The organism is Parapedobacter lycopersici (assembly GCF_040395035.1).
GTDB lineage: Bacteria > Bacteroidota > Bacteroidia > Sphingobacteriales > Sphingobacteriaceae > Parapedobacter > Parapedobacter lycopersici_A.
In genome coordinates this window covers 21,037-37,906 of the sequence record NZ_JBEBRB010000025.1, presented here as the reverse complement: position 1 = coordinate 37,906, position 16,870 = coordinate 21,037, and the positions used below count along the sequence as shown (strand labels likewise).

At 51.2% G+C, this 16,870-nt stretch carries 16 protein-coding genes; 12 read left to right on the top strand and 4 right to left on the bottom strand.

All coding sequences use genetic code 11. The annotated features are described in order from the left end of the window. Positions 1 to 49 precede the first annotated feature (49 nt). Positions 50 to 688, bottom strand: a complete 639-nt coding sequence (locus ABWO75_RS07405; protein WP_353184112.1) for an ABC transporter ATP-binding protein — start codon at positions 686 to 688, stop codon at positions 50 to 52. Between the two features lie 294 nt (positions 689 to 982). On the opposite strand from ABWO75_RS07405, the gene ABWO75_RS07400 reads away from it, so the two are divergent. Next, complete coding sequence (locus tag ABWO75_RS07400; protein WP_353184110.1) at positions 983 to 1,519, top strand: hypothetical protein; 537 nt, start codon at positions 983 to 985, stop codon at positions 1,517 to 1,519. A gap of 191 nt (positions 1,520 to 1,710) precedes the next feature. On the opposite strand, the gene ABWO75_RS07395 is transcribed toward ABWO75_RS07400, so the two are convergent. Next, positions 1,711 to 2,049, bottom strand: a complete 339-nt coding sequence (locus tag ABWO75_RS07395) for a hypothetical protein (RefSeq protein ID WP_353184108.1) — start codon at positions 2,047 to 2,049, stop codon at positions 1,711 to 1,713. Positions 2,050 to 2,549: 500 nt separating this feature from the next. Here ABWO75_RS07395 and ABWO75_RS07390 point away from each other — a divergent pair, with 500 nt between their 5' ends. The 3 genes from ABWO75_RS07390 (at position 2,550) to ABWO75_RS07380 (ending at position 5,575) form a co-directional block, all read left to right on the top strand. Continuing rightward, positions 2,550 to 4,235: a GMC oxidoreductase gene (locus ABWO75_RS07390; RefSeq protein ID WP_353184106.1), complete on the top strand. Its 1,686-nt coding sequence runs from the start codon at positions 2,550 to 2,552 to the stop codon at positions 4,233 to 4,235. A 218-nt stretch (positions 4,236 to 4,453) separates the two neighbouring features. After that, the gene (locus ABWO75_RS07385; protein WP_353184103.1) at positions 4,454 to 4,990 is read left to right on the top strand and encodes a class I SAM-dependent methyltransferase; all 537 of its coding nucleotides are present in this window, start codon (positions 4,454 to 4,456) and stop codon (positions 4,988 to 4,990) included. Between the two features lie 51 nt (positions 4,991 to 5,041). Then, positions 5,042 to 5,575, top strand: a complete 534-nt coding sequence (locus ABWO75_RS07380; RefSeq protein WP_353184101.1) for a GNAT family N-acetyltransferase — start codon at positions 5,042 to 5,044, stop codon at positions 5,573 to 5,575. A gap of 37 nt (positions 5,576 to 5,612) precedes the next feature. Here ABWO75_RS07380 and ABWO75_RS07375 read toward each other — a convergent pair whose 3' ends face one another. Further along, on the bottom strand, positions 5,613 to 5,963 hold the full coding sequence (locus ABWO75_RS07375; RefSeq protein ID WP_353184099.1) for a DUF2200 domain-containing protein: 351 nt from the start codon (positions 5,961 to 5,963) through the stop codon (positions 5,613 to 5,615). Between the two features lie 189 nt (positions 5,964 to 6,152). Here ABWO75_RS07375 and ABWO75_RS07370 point away from each other — a divergent pair, with 189 nt between their 5' ends. The 5 genes from ABWO75_RS07370 to ABWO75_RS07350 all read left to right on the top strand — a co-directional run bounded on the left by ABWO75_RS07370 (position 6,153) and on the right by ABWO75_RS07350 (position 12,296). Next, complete coding sequence (locus tag ABWO75_RS07370) at positions 6,153 to 6,869, top strand: beta propeller repeat protein (protein WP_353184097.1); 717 nt, start codon at positions 6,153 to 6,155, stop codon at positions 6,867 to 6,869. A gap of 140 nt (positions 6,870 to 7,009) precedes the next feature. After that, positions 7,010 to 7,477, top strand: a complete 468-nt coding sequence (locus ABWO75_RS07365) for an META domain-containing protein (protein ID WP_353184095.1) — start codon at positions 7,010 to 7,012, stop codon at positions 7,475 to 7,477. A gap of 299 nt (positions 7,478 to 7,776) precedes the next feature. Further along, the gene (dinB, locus tag ABWO75_RS07360; RefSeq protein ID WP_353184093.1) at positions 7,777 to 8,943 is read left to right on the top strand and encodes a DNA polymerase IV; all 1,167 of its coding nucleotides are present in this window, start codon (positions 7,777 to 7,779) and stop codon (positions 8,941 to 8,943) included. Further along, entirely contained in the window at positions 8,933 to 11,869 is a 2,937-nt protein-coding gene (locus ABWO75_RS07355; RefSeq protein WP_353184091.1) for a DNA polymerase III subunit alpha, read from the top strand. Before dinB ends, ABWO75_RS07355 begins: the two co-directional genes overlap by 11 nt. A 52-nt stretch (positions 11,870 to 11,921) precedes the next feature. Continuing rightward, positions 11,922 to 12,296 (top strand): VOC family protein, encoded by a 375-nt coding sequence (locus tag ABWO75_RS07350; protein WP_353184088.1) that lies wholly within the window; start codon positions 11,922 to 11,924, stop codon positions 12,294 to 12,296. A gap of 39 nt (positions 12,297 to 12,335) precedes the next feature. Here the strand turns inward: ABWO75_RS07350 and ABWO75_RS07345 are convergent, their stop codons facing one another. Continuing rightward, the gene (locus ABWO75_RS07345) at positions 12,336 to 13,895 is read right to left on the bottom strand and encodes a hypothetical protein (protein ID WP_353184086.1); all 1,560 of its coding nucleotides are present in this window, start codon (positions 13,893 to 13,895) and stop codon (positions 12,336 to 12,338) included. 400 nt (positions 13,896 to 14,295) lie between these two features. Between ABWO75_RS07345 and ABWO75_RS07340 the strand changes: the two genes are divergently transcribed. From ABWO75_RS07340 to ABWO75_RS07330, 3 genes are all read left to right on the top strand, one after another. Then, entirely contained in the window at positions 14,296 to 15,120 is an 825-nt protein-coding gene (locus tag ABWO75_RS07340) for a helix-turn-helix domain-containing protein (protein ID WP_353184084.1), read from the top strand. Positions 15,121 to 15,195: 75 nt separating this feature from the next. Continuing rightward, positions 15,196 to 15,807, top strand: coding sequence for a DUF417 family protein (locus ABWO75_RS07335; protein WP_353184082.1), 612 nt, complete (start codon positions 15,196 to 15,198; stop codon positions 15,805 to 15,807). 39 nt (positions 15,808 to 15,846) lie between these two features. Then, positions 15,847 to 16,869, top strand: a complete 1,023-nt coding sequence (locus ABWO75_RS07330; RefSeq protein ID WP_353184080.1) for an LLM class flavin-dependent oxidoreductase — start codon at positions 15,847 to 15,849, stop codon at positions 16,867 to 16,869. The last annotated feature ends 1 nt before the right edge of the window (position 16,870 follow it).

Below are 16,870 nucleotides of genomic sequence, written 5' to 3'. Positions count from 1 at the left end.
CGGTAGAACTTTCCGCCGAATACTTTTACCAGTGCTTTAGCCAGTACAATCATAAAGTAGAAGCAGCGTGGAAGCGGCCGTCGAGCAACAGCCACTGTTCCTGTATCGAGATACCTGGTGGAAATGCCTGATGGGAGGTAAGCACGAAGCTGGTTCCCAGCAGCCGCCGTTCTTCCACCCACAGCGAAAGACTGTTGATCGCCTGTTCGTCCAGTGTGATGCATGGCTCATCCAGCAGGATATAATGCGAATCGTCGAGGAAAGCCAATAATAACGACAGCTTTTTGACCATACCGGCCGAGTATTCCTGGACGGGGAATGACAGGTAGTCCGCCATACCGAAATCGGCAATGAATTTCTGCTTCCGGGCAGCGTTGCCCCGCTTGGCCCGCATGAATAAACCAATCAGATCCAGGCCGGTCATAAACGCGGGGAATCTCGGTTCACTTTCCGCGAACGCAATCCTGCGGCGATAGGCCATCGGCTGTTTGCGGAGATTCAGGCCGCCGAGGACGACATCTCCCTCATAGGCCAGCAAGCCCGCCATTATTTTCAATAAAGTGCTTTTCCCCGAACCGTTCCTTCCCTGAATCCAGGTTACGCCTTCACAGAATTGATGTGCGGGAATGTCCAGTACCGTTTTATAGCCGTATCGTTTGGAGAGCCTGCTTAGGGTTAATGCGTGCATGAATAGTAAAACTTGTCGGTAAGTAAGACGGCCGGACCATCATGTTGTTACAGGATAACTAGCGGAGGGAAGTAGTGGTTGGCAGCCACTGCGCCTGACGGAGTCGCCTCAAAAAACCCCCTTTGGGGGGTGTCGCCGCACTGCGGGCACCGCTAACTTTGCCTGCACTATCCCGAAGGAGTATCATTACATCAACGGGTATTAAAAACTGAACATGATACCAGCTGTCAGAAAGCAATCACAATGATACTGTTGAAGAATAGGAAAATTAACCCTCAATAAACAATTATTTTTATGAAAAAAGCAATCTTAATCTTAATGGCTGTCACCATGGTCACACTGGCCAACGCGCAGCCTTTCCAAAAAGGAACAACCATGGTAAATGCCGGTGTTGGCCTGGGCACCGCTTTGGGCGGACTCGGGAAGGCGCGCCCTGCCATCAGCGTTTCGCTTGATCACGGTTTCTGGGAAATCGGCGGCCCGGGAGTCATCAGCCTCGGCGGCTATATCGGAAACACCGGGTATAAATATACCGACCCCGGGTATACGGCTAAATGGAATTATATCATTGTCGGGGCGCGCGGTGCTTACCACTATAACGGTTTCGAGGTTCCCGAGCTGGACGTTTATGGCGGCGCCATGTTGGGTTATAATATTGTCAGCTATTCCGCAGACGGCGGGGGCACGGAGTTAAGCAACAGTTACGGTAGCGGTCTCGGGTTTTCCGGCTTTTTGGGCGGGCGCTGGCTTTTCAATAGTAATTTAGGTGCGTATGCGGAACTGGGTTACGGTGTTTCCGTCCTGTCGGCGGGGTTAACCTTTAAATTCTGACGGGCGCTTATTGGTCGGTTATCCAAGTAATAGCCTATCGGGTACTCATTGTGTAATTGCCCGGCAACGCAATTAATTAATGAACGGGACTGTCCAAAAAGGCAGTCTCTTTTTATTTTGGTAGCTTTGGTGTTTCTAATACCGGATGTTAGGCTCCGATAGCCTTGCTAAGCAGTCCGCTGCACCATGCATCAGTCGGTATACTTGATGGCCTCCGCCTTCTGGTACTTTTCCGCTTCGTCTGACCCCGCATAATTAAATCCCAGAATGATGACCGCGTCGGCCCCCACTTCCTGGCCTTTCGCGATGATCTGCTTCTTAGCCCACTCGTCACCATTTAATCCAGGTGATTTTTCTGAAATATGCCCGATGACTTTATATTCCCGTTTCACGTCTTTACCCGAGTAGAATACGTCAATAGTTGTTGTCGGTGCGTACCGGTCGCCCACGTACGCCGTAGTCGCACACGCGCCCAACAACAGTAAAATACCGGCAAAGAAGAGGGGCCTGAAATTTTTCGTAATTGTCATCCAAGCAAACATAGCCAAATCTGCCCTGATCTGCAAGGCGTGTATGCACCTGACTTATACCGAACATGAAGTAGCTCCATTGCTTATCGGGATGTGTTTGAAATCCGGCGCACAGGGAGTCTATCCGGCCGGCGGTTACGACCATCGTTTCCGAGTTGTCGTTTACCCAATTTTAATACGGATATTATAGGGACATCATAGGGACATGCTAGGGACTTTATAGGGGGAAATCCCTATAAAGCCCCTATTACGTTCCTGTTGGGCGCGGAATAACATTGATGAACTGACACGTTGGATCAGATCCAAAGCCAGGCAATTCCGGCAAGGCTGAAAATAGTCCGCGCGGCAAGGCGGACCACCTGTTCTTTTCGGGGCTTTGAAATTTATGGAAAATAGGATATATTAGTCGCGGCCGGCGTGCAACGCACCGTCATTGGCCCAATGGGTACCCACATGGTATTATCCTGTCGGGATGCCAGATTAACCAAAATAAACGAAAAATGTCTTCAGATAAGCATACATACGATGCTATCGTCATCGGATCGGGGATCAGTGGCGGATGGGCAGCAAAGGAATTATGCGAAAAAGGATTGAAAACACTCCTGCTGGAACGTGGGCGGAATGTAGAACATGTGAAAGATTACCCCAACGCATCAAAGCCTATCTGGGAATATCCTTACCGGCTTAACCGTTCGCAGGAGATGATCCGCGAGCGGCCACTCCAGTCCAGGCACTGGCCGATGAACGAACGCAATGTTCAGTTCATGGCCAGTGACATCGAAAACCCATACGAGGAAGTTAAGCGGTTCGACTGGATCCGGGGGTATCAGGTAGGCGGCAAGTCGTTGACCTGGGGCCGGCAATGCTACCGCTGGAGCGACCTGGACTTTGAAGCGAACCTTAAGGATGGTATTGCGGTGGATTGGCCCATCCGCTATCAAGATATTGCACCGTGGTACAGCTACGTTGAACGATTTGTTGGCATCAGCGGTAGCCGGGAGGGGCTGTCCATACTGCCGGACGGTGAATTTATGCCGCCGATGGAGATGAATGTGGTGGAGAAAGCGGTCGCCGACCGCATACGCCGGCACTACCGCGATAGCCGACGCATGTTTATCGGCCGGGTAGCCAACCTCACGAAGCCGCTTCCGGGCCGTGTCAACTGCCAATACCAGAACCAGTGCGACGCCGGCTGCAACTTCGGTGGCTACTTCAGTACGCAGTCGTCTACGCTGCCGGCGGCGATAAAAACAGGCAACCTGACGCTGCGCCCGTGGTCTATTGTAATGAATATCATTTACGACAAGGACAGCGGAAAAGCGAAAGGTGTAACGGTGCTCGATGCGGAAAACAACCAGACCTATGAATACTACGCCAAGGTGATTTTCCTGAATGCCTCCACATTGAACAGTGCCTGGGTGCTGATGAATTCCGCAACCGATGTGTGGGAAGGCGGTCTCGGCAGCAGTAGCGGCGAACTGGGGCATAACATCATGGACCATACGCTGAACAATGGTGCGTCAGGTACATTCGAAGGCTTTGACGACCGTTACATTTTTGGGCGTCGGGCCAATGGCATTTACATCCCCCGGTTTCAGAATGTAGACGGGGATAAACGGTCATATTTGCGGGGCTTTGGCTATCAGGGCAGTGCCTCGCGGACAGGTTGGAAGCGCGATGTCCGCGAGCTGAGCATCGGAGCCAGCCTGAAAGAAGAGCTTTGTGAGCCGGGCATGTGGCAGATGGGGCTTACGGGCTTTGGCGAAATTCTGCCCTATCACGAAAACAAGGTTTACCTGAGCAAAAATGTCAGGGATAAGTGGGGGCTGCCGGTGTTGGTGATGGATGCGGAAATTAAGGAAAATGAAAGAGCCATCATCGAAGATATCGTCAAAGAAGCCAGTGAAATGCTTACCATCGCCGGTGCCACCGATGTGCAGGAACGCAAAACCCCGTTCTATCTGGGGCAGGGTATTCACGAAATGGGCGCTGCCCGAATGGGGAGAGATCCGAAAACATCTGTTTTGAATGCTTATAACCAAGTCTGGGATGCTAAAAATGTTTTTGTTACCGATGGGGCCGCGATGACGTCGGCCGCATGTGTCAATCCTTCGCTTACCTACATGGCACTGACCGCACGGGCAGCAGATTATGCAGTTAATGCATTGAAGAAAGGCGATCTCTAGTTTGGTTACTGGCTGTTCTCGAAGGAGACGCAATAAGGACTCCAGCCGGTGCTGAGCGCGATTGCCCAACCTTGTCGGCAATTTTGCTTAGCTGTGAGTACCCTGAAAAATCACCATAGGTTTATGTTGCGCAGCCATGCGCTGGCGCAGCTAGCTGTGGAAATGTCCCCTTGTCAAAACCAGCACATGCCGTTGCCCTGCTTTAATATATCAATGTTTTGAAAACGAATCACAATTATTACACACTCTTTAGCCGTTTACCTTCGCGGTTGGCATGGGACGCGCCGCAGCACTGGGCCGATCTGGGTTGTGGTAATGGCGTGTTTACGGAAGTGCTGGCTGCTTATCTTCCGGTCCACAGTCGCATCACAGCGGTTGACAGGACCTATCAGCAGCTACCGGCTATTATGGGCAATGAAGTATCCGTATCTTTTCAACAGGCCGATTTCGTGGCCGGGGAGCTGGGCCTGCAGTCGTTACAGGGAATATTACTGGCTAATGCGCTGCATTTTGTGAAAGATAAAGAAGCTTTAATCCAAAAACTGGAAAAATATTTCGCCGCGCAGCCATCCTTTCTTATTGTAGAATACGATCATACGATAGCTAATCAATGGGTGCCGTATCCTGTTCCTTTTCAGAAACTGAAAAAGCACTTTGCCGAATACGGGTATCAGCACATCGAAAAAATAGGCGAACGGAAGTCGATGTATGGAGGTAGGATGTATGCAGCTGTTATTACCGGAAAAACAGCATAGGATTTCGTTGCTGGATCAGGGAGGTTCGGGGGTAATTCCTATCTTTACCCAATGGAGGTCATCATACGTAAAGAAGAAGAAACGGATTTCAGTGCTACTTTTGAGGTGGTAAGGCGCGCTTTTGAACATGAAGTACAAAGCGATCATCAGGAGCAGTTTTTAGTGGAGCGCCTGCGGAATTCCGATGCATTTGTGCCTGAATTGTCGCTTGTCGCTGAAATCGGCGGCCGGCTCGTTGGTTATGTGCTGTTGACCAGAATTAACATTAGCAATGAATCCGGGCAAGAGGCCGTCGCGCTAGCCCTGGCCCCCATAGCGGTGTTACCCGAATATCAGGGGAAAGGAATTGGGGGGCGACTCATGCAGGCGGCTCATCAGCAGGCAATCGCATTGGGTTTTGGAGCCATCGTATTATTGGGGCATGAAAATTACTACCCAAAGTTTGGATACCGTTTGGCAAGGGAATTCGGGATTGCTCTTCCGTTTGAAGTGCCTGACGAAAACTGTATGGCCATTGAGCTGATTGAAGGTGCCTTGCAGCACGTCAGTGGCACGGTTAAATACCCGGCTGCATTCGGGCTATGAGGGAAGTCGCATTTTTTAAGCGATATATCCCGACTGTTTATTCTCTTAAAATCTTTTCCATGGCTTTCCCTTTCGCCAGTTCATCCACCAGTTTATCCAGATAGCGGACCTGCTGTACGAGCTTGTCATCGATCTCCTCCACCCGATACCCACAGATTACCCCGGTAATTTTTGAAGCATTTGGGTTTATCCGGGGTGCTTCGGCGAAAAAGGTTTCAAAGGTTGTCTTCCTATCAATCTGCTGCTGCAGTGTTTGTGCGTCATAGCCTGTTAGCCAAAAGATAAGCATGTCCACCTCGGCTTTTGTACGCCCCTTTTTTTCCGCTTTCTGTATATACATCGGATAGACGCCCGCAAAAGACATGTTATATATTCTTGCATTATCCATTTTCATTATTTGTTTTGGTATTTTTATTCATTGCGTTTTCGCCGCTGATTACTGCCGCTATTTATAAACGTCAAGTAGTTAGGCTGCTTTCCTCATGCTAATTTACGAAAAGTATACGCTTTTATTTTTGTATACTTGTGAACTACCATCGATATCAGACTTCCATGAAATATCTGCCGTTTTTCTGCTGTGTACTGTTGTGCGGGGTCTGCTTGCAAAAAGATACCCGCTGCTGAACCTATAGATCCCGAAACACTGGATGAACTATGGACGAAACTTGCCATCCCCGGTCAGCAACGGGGTGTTTCTGCCATTTATGGCAATATTGACGACACGCTGGTGGTGGCCACGATGTATATGATTTACCTTACAACGGATCAAGGTAATTCATGGCAGTTGGTGGTGGATGCCGGGCGTGGGATTTCGGGTTTCGCCAGGGTGGAAGGAGAACTTAACGCATTGGATGCCTTTACCGACGGTGAAGCGACCGCGCGAACACCGTTTTTGTATTCTACGGACCATGGCAAAACATGGACTACCCACGGGAAGTTTGATGGCGAGGTATACGACAATATTAAAATCAACCGCAAGCGCGTCTTACTGACTGAGGACCAGTATTACTGGATTACACCCAGTGTCGCGCCGGTAGATGAATCGACGGGAGAGGAGCTTGCACATCCGGATGAGATTCACCGGCACCGCGATGGTGGGGAATATGCGATATACTTTCCTTCGGCACGCCGGATGAACTACTTATACCTGGACAATTACCAACGGCTCTACGTAGGTACGGAAGGCACCCGGTTTGTGTGGAGCACAGCAGGCAATAACCGGACGTTCCCTACGCATACCGATTCGGCTTTTATCTATATCGGCAGGAAGCCGGTTGGTGTGGACGATCTCTAAAGTATCCCCATTCCATGCACTCACCTAAATTGCAGCAATCGCCAAGTCGAATAATATCAACATGTTGTTGCGGATTTGGAACGATTGATTACATTAGTGCCTAAGTACTGAATAACTTGGTTAACTAGAAGGGCACGATCATGAAAAAAGGCATTTTGATCATCGCGTTGGCAGTTGTAGCGGCAGCCTGCAATAACACCAATACAGCGGGAACCGACACACACTCCACTGCAGCTGTAACAGAAACACAGGAGACCGGAGAAAATGAACTGTTCGGGAAGGAATGGAAGCTGATTGCATTAAATGGCAAGGCCATTACGCTTGACACCACTTTTAACAAAGAGCCGCTTCTTGTTTTTGATCAGGAGAAAGGCAGCATAAACGGGAACGGGGGCTGCAATAATTTTATGGCAACCTTCAAATTAACGGACACCGGAGGCATGGAAATATCCCAGGGGGGAGCCACCCTGATGGCCTGTCCCAACCTGGAATTGGAGGGACAATTCTTCGAAGGCTTAAAACAAGTGAAAAATTACCGTATTACCGGTGATACGCTATTCCTCGATAATGAGAAAAAGGAGGCAATTGCTACATTGGCGATAAAATAGCCGCGCAGTCAGCTGCGCATGCCATTCTATTATATGGTCTGTGCGGGTAACCCTAACCGCATAGGCCATACCCTCGTATAGACATCTTTTTCATACGGGTTGCAATGCAATTCATTGTTTAATAATGGTTGTCATTGATGCGTGTATTTCAGGCTGTGTGCAACCTTTGTTGCGGCAGGTGTAAAGTTTTCGTTCAAAATATCAGTCAGTTAGGTGTTTTATGTGCTATTTTATTTGCTAATTAAAATAGCGTTTCCGATTATTGTATTTACTAAAATTATTAGTTTATTGCAATCAATATGGAAAGGCACGTGGTTCATTGCGATCTCGATTCGTTCTTCGTGTCGGTGGAGCGGTTGCAGCATCCGGCACTGGCTGGTAAGCCGGTGCTGATTGGTGGCAGCAGCGACAGGGGAGTGGTAGCATCCTGTTCGTATGAAGCCCGGCGTTTTGGGGTGCACAGTGCCATGCCCATGAAACTGGCGCTTCGGCTATGCCCGGAGGCGGTGGTCGTACGGGGCGACCACGATCGCTACAGCCGGTATTCCGCTACGGTCACCGAAATCATCGAGGAGTGTACACCTGTAGTAGAAAAGGCAAGCATCGATGAGCATTACCTCGACCTGACCGGCATGGACCGGTATTTTGGCTGCTGGAAATGGGCACAGGAACTCAGGCAACGCATCATGCGGGAGACAAGACTACCCATCAGCTTCGGCCTGTCCGTCAACAAAACCGTCAGCAAGATTGCAACCGGCGAGGCCAAGCCCTGTGGCGAGCAGCATGTTGCCGGTGGTACGGAGAAGCCTTTCCTCGCCCCACTGTCCATCCGCAAGATCCCAATGGTGGGCGAGAAGTCGTACGTACTGCTGCGCAACATGGGTATCCACCGCATCCATACGTTGCAGGAAATGGAGGTCTTTACCATGCGGCGGGTACTGGGGGAAAACGGGGTAACCATCTGGCGCAAGGCCAATGGGCTGGACGACAGTCCCGTAGTCCCGTTCCGTGAGCAGAAGTCGATGAGTAAGGAAACCACCTTTCATCAGGATACCATCGAAATCGCGCTGTTGCGCCGCACGCTGGTAGGCATGGTGGATGCACTGGCATTCGATCTCCGGCGAGATGCCAAGCTGACGGGCTGTGTTACACTGAAGCTCCGCTATTCCAATTTTGATACGCATACCCAGCAGCTGCGCATCCCATATACCAACTCAGACCGGACACTCACCAGCACCGTGATGGAGCTGTTCAAGAAGCTATACAGTCGCCGGATGCTTATCCGGCTCGTCGGCGTCAAGTTCTCGCACCTTATCCATGGCGCCTATCAGGTAGATTTGTTTAATGACAGCGAGGAGGAAGTGAACCTCATGCAGGCCATGGATCGTATCCGCACGCGTTTCGGCACGCAATACATCATGAAAGGGATCTGTCTGCCGGAGGAAGGGGGTATCCATGCTACTTAACGTACACAGTTATTTTTCGCTGCGTTACGGCACCTTGTCACTGAAGGATTTACTGCGCGGCATGCTGCAACACGGTTATGATACCGCCGTGCTCACCGATATCAACAACAGTACCGGTTCGCTGGATTTCCTACAACAGGGACGCAAGGAAGGCCTGAATATCCTCGGTGGAATGGAATACCGTAACGGTGATACCCTGCTGTATATCGGTATCGCGCGGAACAGCGATGGATTCAGGGAACTTAATGAGTTCCGTACGCGTTATAACCGTGAAAACCGCGACCTGCCCGCACAGGCACCGGGGTTCGATAACGTGTACATTGTTTATCCCTACGGTACAGTCAGCCCGCGGCAGCTGCGCGACAACGAATACATTGGCATCCGTCCGGCGGAACTTACCCGCATCCGCATGGAACCTGTGACCAATCAGCAACGGTACGTTATGCTGGCCCCTGTTACCTTTGACCCACAAGAGTACAAGCTTCATAGGCAACTGCGGGCAATCGACCGCAACCTGCTGTTCTCCCAGGTGGAACCGCAGATGCTGGCTGCGGAAAATGAGGTGTTGATACCCAAAACCGAACTCCTGGCGCTATACCGTGATTTCCCGCAGGTCATCGGTAATACCTGCAGGCTACTCGGCAACTGCTGCTTCGATTTCGATTTCAAGGTGATAAAAAATAAGCAGGTTTTTACCGATAGCCACTACGGTGACAAACAGCGTCTGTATCAGCATACGGCCGACGGATTCGCGCGGCGCTATGGAAAAGAAGACCGGACGGCCTGGGCACGTATTACGCGTGAACTGGAAATCATTGAGCAGCGGCAATTCGCAAGCTACTTCCTCATTACCGACGATATCTGCCGCTACGCCCGCGGACGGAACTTTCACTACGTTGGCCGCGGCAGCGGAGCCAACAGTGCGGTGGCCTACTGCTTGGGTATTACCGATGTCGATCCCATTGCGTTGCATCTGCCGTTTGAGCGGTTTTTGAATCTCAAACGGCACTCGCCTCCCGATTTTGATATCGACTTCAGCTGGAACGAGCGGGACGAGATATACCACTACATTTTCGAACGTTACCCCCATGCCGCCCTGATGGGTACCATGAGTACATTTCGAAGCCGCAGCATTCTGCGTGAGCTGGGCAAAGTATACGGATTGCCCAAAGCTGAGATCGACCGGCTCGTGCACGAACCGGAACACGTGCTAAACAAGAATGAGGTTACCGACACCATCCTTTCCGTGTATGGCCGCATGGCCGACTTCCCTAATCAGCGTTCCATCCATGCCTCGGGTGTACTCATTTCCGAACGGCCACTCGCCCACTATGCCGCCATGGACTATCCGCCCAAGGGATTACCTACCATACAGCTGGATATGTATGTGGCCGAAAATATTGGCTTCGAGAAATTTGATATCCTCAGTCAGCGCGGCATCGGGCATATCAAAGACTGCCGGGAGATCGTGAAGGCAAATACCGGGCAAACCATCAGTACCGATAACCCTAAACGTTTCTTTACCGATCCCCGGATCGCCGCGCAGCTCAGTAGCGCCAACACCATCGGCTGCTTTTACATCGAGTCGCCCGGCATGCGGCAGCTGCTCACTAAACTGCGTTGCGACAATTACCCCACCCTCGTGGCAGCATCCTCCATCATCCGTCCCGGTGTGGCCAGTAGCGGCATGATGGCCGAATACATCAGGCGGCATCACGACCCGGCGGCCGTGACGTACCCGCACCCGGTATTCCGGGAGCAGCTGGAGGAGACTTACGGCGTGATGGTTTACCAGGAAGACGTGATGAAGGTCGCCAATGCTTACGGCGGACTGGACATGGCCGATGCCGACGTGTTGCGACGTATGATGAGCGGCAAGTACCGCGATAAGAAACCCCTGACCGAGATTGAAGCCAGGTTCTTCGCCAATTGCGGAGCGCGTGGTTATGACGAGCAGGTTAGCCGCGAAATCTGGCGGCAGATGGAAAGCTTCGCCGGCTACAGCTTCAACAAGGCACACTCCGCATCTTTCGCCGTGGAGAGCTACCAGAGTCTCTACCTGAAAACTTATTACCCCAGGGAGTTCATGGTGGCCGTGCTCAACAACTACGGGGGTTTCTACAACCGGAAAGTTTATGTTAATGAAGCCAGAAGGGCAGGGGCGGGGCTCCATCTGCCGTGTGTAAACCACAGCGTTTTCAACACCACGATATATGGCAGCGACATCTACCTCGGTTTCGACTGTCTGCTCCACCTGGAAGACCGGCTTGCACGCCGCATACCCGAAGCGCGTGCAGAACATGGCAATTACACCAGCCTGGAGAATTTTGTGTTGCGCACCGGAGCCGCGCTGGAGCAGCTGGTTGTACTTATCCGCTGCGGGGCGCTGCGGTTCACGGGGATAGAAAAGAAGGCGCTGCTCTGGGAAGCCCACCTGTTGCTGTCGGGTAACAGGCGGTCGGGCGTGGAGGGTGCGCCACCGCTGTTTGAGCCCCTGCGTCGTAAACCCGTATTGCCCCGGCTGGAGACCTCACCCGTGGAAGACCTGTACGACGAGCTGGAACTCATTGGGTTCCCTATATCAGGCAGTACGTTTGACTTGGCCCGGAGCAACTACCGTGGCGAGGTAATGGCGGCCGATCTGCTTGCGCACGAGGGCCGCACCATCCGCATGGTTGGCGACTTTGTAATCGATAAAAACACGCGGACTAAACGGGGCGATGTAATGAAGTTCGGTACCTGGTTTGACGCGCGGGGTGATTTCTTTGATACCGTACATTTCCCCCAAACGCTGCACCGGTACCCGTTACGCGGCGCCGGGCTGTACCTCATCGAAGGCAAGGTGGTTGTCGATTTCGGCTGCCCAACGCTGGAGGTTACCCGCTGTGCGAAAATGCCGCTCAAAGCCGACCCCAGAAGTGAATAAAGTATACACTCATACATCAATAAAGTGAAACAATAACGTTAAACAATTAATTATGGAACATGCAATTTTAGGACTCCGTACCACTATTTACCAGGTCGCAGACATCGCCTTCGCCAAAAGTTGGTATGCCGCGGCATTCGGTACCCAGCCGTATTTCGATGAACCCTTTTACGTCGGTTTCAATATCGGCGGCTATGAACTGGGTCTCCAGCCTGAACGTACCACGCCCGAAAATAAAGCCGAGAGCGGGGTTGCCTATTGGGGCGTGGAAGACCTCCGCGGGGCGTACCTTCATTTTATCAAATCAGGTGCGGCGGCATTTGAGGAACCCACTGATGTCGGTGGTGGCGTCGCCGTTGCCAAGGTAAAAGACCCTTGGGACAATATCATCGGGCTGATCTATAACCCGCATTTCGTGGGGGAGTAGCTGCATTTGTGTAGAGGTGCAGGACTAATTGCAGGTGTGTTAAGGCTTAATAAATACGGGCGATCCCGTTAATGAAATGGTATTGGTTACGCGGGTCTGTTTATTTTCCCAATCGGACTGCGTGGCCGTTTTAATGGCCAGGGAGGCGGGGAAACTGTACTGCGCGGCGGCAGTTTCCGACGCATTGCTGGTTTTGGCCCACAGCACATATAGGTAGTCGTCATCGGCGGCACCGTAAAAGGCCCCGCCATCGACATTGGATGGCAGTTGCAATGCAGCAGTTGCCGCCGGGTCGTATTGCCGGGAGCCCAATAAACCGCTCACTGTGCGCCATGCAATACCCCCGGGTGTAATGGTTGCCTGGTATGGACCGGATGTAATTTGTTGGTAAAAACCCATCACCTGATAGGGATCGGTGGCCTGGGCCAAAGGCACGTTTTCGGATGGACCGTAGATGTACAGTCCGCTAATACCTGCTTTTTGCGCTGCAATGGCCGCCTTTATTAAAAAGTTCCGCTGTACCTCGTCGCCGCCAACGTAACTGCCAATAGCTTTGCGCGGAACATTGGTTTCAGTAACAATGAATGTTTTTTCGGGGTTAGCCGTTCCGTTGTAGGCGTATTTATCCAGCACGGCCTGAAATTCATCCTTCAGGTGAATAACTGCCGCAGCAGCGGCATCCGAATTGCGGTTATTTCCCAATGAATACATCGGATATACGTGGTAGCTTAAACCATCGAACCAATCGCCCCCCTTTTTTGGATAAGCTGCGCTCACGCCCCCGCCGTTGGGATTGTCTGTATTGCGTAATACGGCATCCAGAAAGCCGGGATAACCCAGGCCACCCACGCAAACCATGCCATCCTTATCCAGCAGTTTAACGATCTCATACGTAATCCGGAGCATACGTACATACGACTGTACTGGCGCGCCAAAATTGGGTAAATCGCAGGGACTGGGGTCTGACTGGGCCCAGGTTTGGCTTGCAGGCCAGTTGTTGGTATAGTCCGGTTCATTCCAGACCTCCCAATACTTCACATAAGGCCCATAAGTCTTTACGGTATGGTAAACATAGCTGGCGTAGTAATTATTGGGATTTACCTCCCCGGCTGCAGACCAGATGGGCTCATACAGGTTGGCAAAAGTTTGCGACTGCACACCATTACAGTAACTTTTCTGTTCCCGGTGTTCATCGGCAGGTCCGTTGAGAAAGACGGTGTGGTCCCGGCCCCCCAATTGGCGGTACATTTCAAAAGCATTAACCCGGATATCATACCCCCATTCCTGTACAAAGCGGTCATACAATGCCGGGCGCAGGCTGTTTACTCCTGCGCCGGCAATACCCTTTTCCGAATTACCCATTAATAGTTCGGCCAGCTGTTCGTCGGACCAGCCCGCGTAACTTCCCATGTTGGAGCCATACAGGAACAACCCGTTTAAGTCGGAAGGCGCAGGGCCGGGAGGGGGAGACGGATCAGGATTTGGATTGTCCGGATTCGAACTGTCGGGAGGAGAAACGATATCCGCTTTTTTCTTCGTACATGAACCCAAAGACAGGGTCAGGAATAATAAAAAAAGAAGATAAATTCCACGAAACATGTACTATTGTTTAAGTTGTATTGAATGTAAAGCGTTCTCCTGTTTTCAATGCAACGCAGGTTGCATAAAAAGGCCGTTGGGTAAACTCAAATTTTGTACCAAACTATTTTTTTCCGCCGGTATCGATCGATAACGCTACTACCGGTTAACACCAACTTCTTCCCAAATGTTATTTATCCGCGAATGCTCAAACATATCCATTGCCACCCGGGTTGGTCTGCGTGTATCCACAAAGCGGTGTTTTTGTAAGCATAGAGGCGGGTGATTTGCACTCTTCCGGTAAACGGAATTCGGTGTTTGTAAGCGTTACAGACAGGAATAACGGCTGGGCATATCCGGGGGTCTTCCTGTTTCTGTGAAACCAGTAAAACGAAATCCGGCGAAAAGCGTAACTTCGAACATGCTTATTCAGGTCAATGCCGTTCATCCGCAAATTCAACACCAAGCCGAAGACCGTCCGCTGTATCAGGTTTTTTTGCTTCCCGATCCCGTGGAGGCGATGGTCGACTTTACACTGTACCGGACGACCGCTGCTTCATTGCTGTTCCTTAGCCCTTATCAGCATTTAACCTGGATAAAATCATTTTCAAGACCGGTTATGCAGGTTTTATTTCATGGCGATTTTTACTGCATTGAATACCACAAAAAAGAAGTGGCATGCAATGGATTGCTGTTTAACAATATTTACCTTCAGCCTTTTGTAGCCGTTCCTGCCGCAACATATCTTGAAATTGAGCGCATCATCCGGAATATGGGTCAGGAACTGAATACGGATACACCATTTTCGGCCGCCGTCGTAAAAGCATACCTCCAGCTTCTACTGGCATTGTCAAGCAAGGAGAAAAGGCAGCAGATTGACCTCGGTGCCGTTGCCGAAGGAGCGGAGATGCCGGAGGGATTTACCTTTCAGCAGTTACTTGAGACAAACTTTTCGGTACAGCGATCCGTGAATTTCTATGCCGAAAGGATGAATCTTACGTCCGATGTGTTCAGCCGGAAAATAAAAAACCAGCTGGGCAGGTTACCATCCACACTTATCCAGGAACGTGTGGTGCTGGAATCCAAGAAACTCCTGCACCTTACCTACCTGTCGGTTAAGGAAATTGCCTTGAAATTGCATTTTGATGACGAACATTATTTCAGCCGGTACTTTAAAAAATACGTCGGCGTTTCCCCCACAGACTTCCGGTTACAGGTTGGCATTTCCATCGCCGCATCAAAATAATCCATGATAAACACGTTTTTGTCCATTTATCGGAGCGGCTGCAATCGTTATTTTCGTGTTGAAAATAACATGTTTATGAATCCGATATTACATACCCTCGCCGGCGCACAGCGAAACCTGGTGCACCTGTTGCGCATCTCCATTTTTATCGTGATGGCCTGGATCGGCGGACTCAAGGCCTTTCAATATGAAGCCGATGGCATCGTACCCTTCGTTGCAAACAGTCCATTGATGCAGTTTTTCTATTCGAAGGATGCCCCGGAATACCAGCAATACAAGAATCCCGAGGGAAAGACAGTCACGAAAAATATCGAATGGCACAAGGCAAACAGAACCTACCTTTTTTCGTACGGCCTGGGTACGGTAATTGTCCTGATCGGATTGCTTGCCCTGGCCGGAATCTGGTGGCCGGGACTGGGGCTGGTCGGCGGACTTCTTACGTTCCTGATGTCGCTGGTCACCTTGTCTTTCCTGATCACCACTCCGGAAGTGTATGTGCCGAACCTGGGGGGAGATTTTCCCACCCCGCATTACGGGTTTCCCTACCTCTCGGGAGCCGGACGGTTGGTGCTAAAGGACGTGATTATGCTGGCTGCGGGTCTGATTGCCGCATCGGATGCCGCGCAACGGCTGCTCCAGCGCCGGGATTCCTCTTTCATTAAGAAGCCTGTTTCGCAAAACGAATAATCGTTACCTTTGTAAACCGCGGTACCCAAATGTGAGCTTATGAAGAAAATCGGATTCTTGTCGTTTGGCCATTGGTCCAATCACCCTAATTATAGCGCCCGTACCGCCAGTGACACGTTGTTGCAATCCATTGACCTGGCCGTTGCGGCCGAAGAAATTGGTCTTGATGGCGCCTACTTCCGCGTACATCATTTTGCGGAACAGCTGGCATCGCCCTTTCCGTTGCTGTCGGCGATCGGCGCCAAAACCAGCAAAATAGAGATTGGTACCGGCGTGATTGATATGCGTTATGAAAATCCGCTGTATATGGTCGAAGACGCCGGTGCTGCTGATTTAATTTCGGAGGGACGGTTGCAGCTGGGTATCAGCAGGGGCTCACCCGAGCAGGTGATTGACGGCTGGCGCTATTTCGGTTACGAGCCGGCCGAAGGAGAAACCGATGCTGATATGGGGCGCCGTAAGGGCCTGGAATTTTTGGAGCAGCTAAAAGGCGTGGGGTTTGCTAAGCCCAACCCGCGTCCGATGTTTCCGAATCCGCCGGGGCTGCTGCGTCTGGAACCGCATTCAGCAGGATTGCGTGAGCGTATCTGGTGGGGTGCCGCATCCAACGCCACCGCCACTTGGGCTGCCGAAAACGGAATGAACCTGCAAAGCTCAACCCTGAAATACGACGAGAGCGGCAAGCCTTTCCATGTGCAGCAGGCCGAGCAGATCAGACTGTACAAAGAAGCCTGGAAAGCAGCAGGGCACGGGCGCGAACCGAGGGTTTCAGTGAGCCGATCCATTTTTGCATTGGTAACCGACCAGGATCGCCATTACTTTGGACAGGAAGCCGGCCGGATCGATAAGGTTGGATTCATTGAACAGGGCAAACGGGCCATTTTTGGACGCAGTTATGCGGCCGAACCGGATCAGCTCATCCGGGAACTGGCACAGGATGAGGCTATTCAGGAAGCCGATACACTCTTACTGACCATACCCAATACGCTAGGTGTAACATACAATGTACACGTGCTTTCTGCCATTCTGAAGCATGTGGCGCCCGCGTTGGGCTGGCGATAAT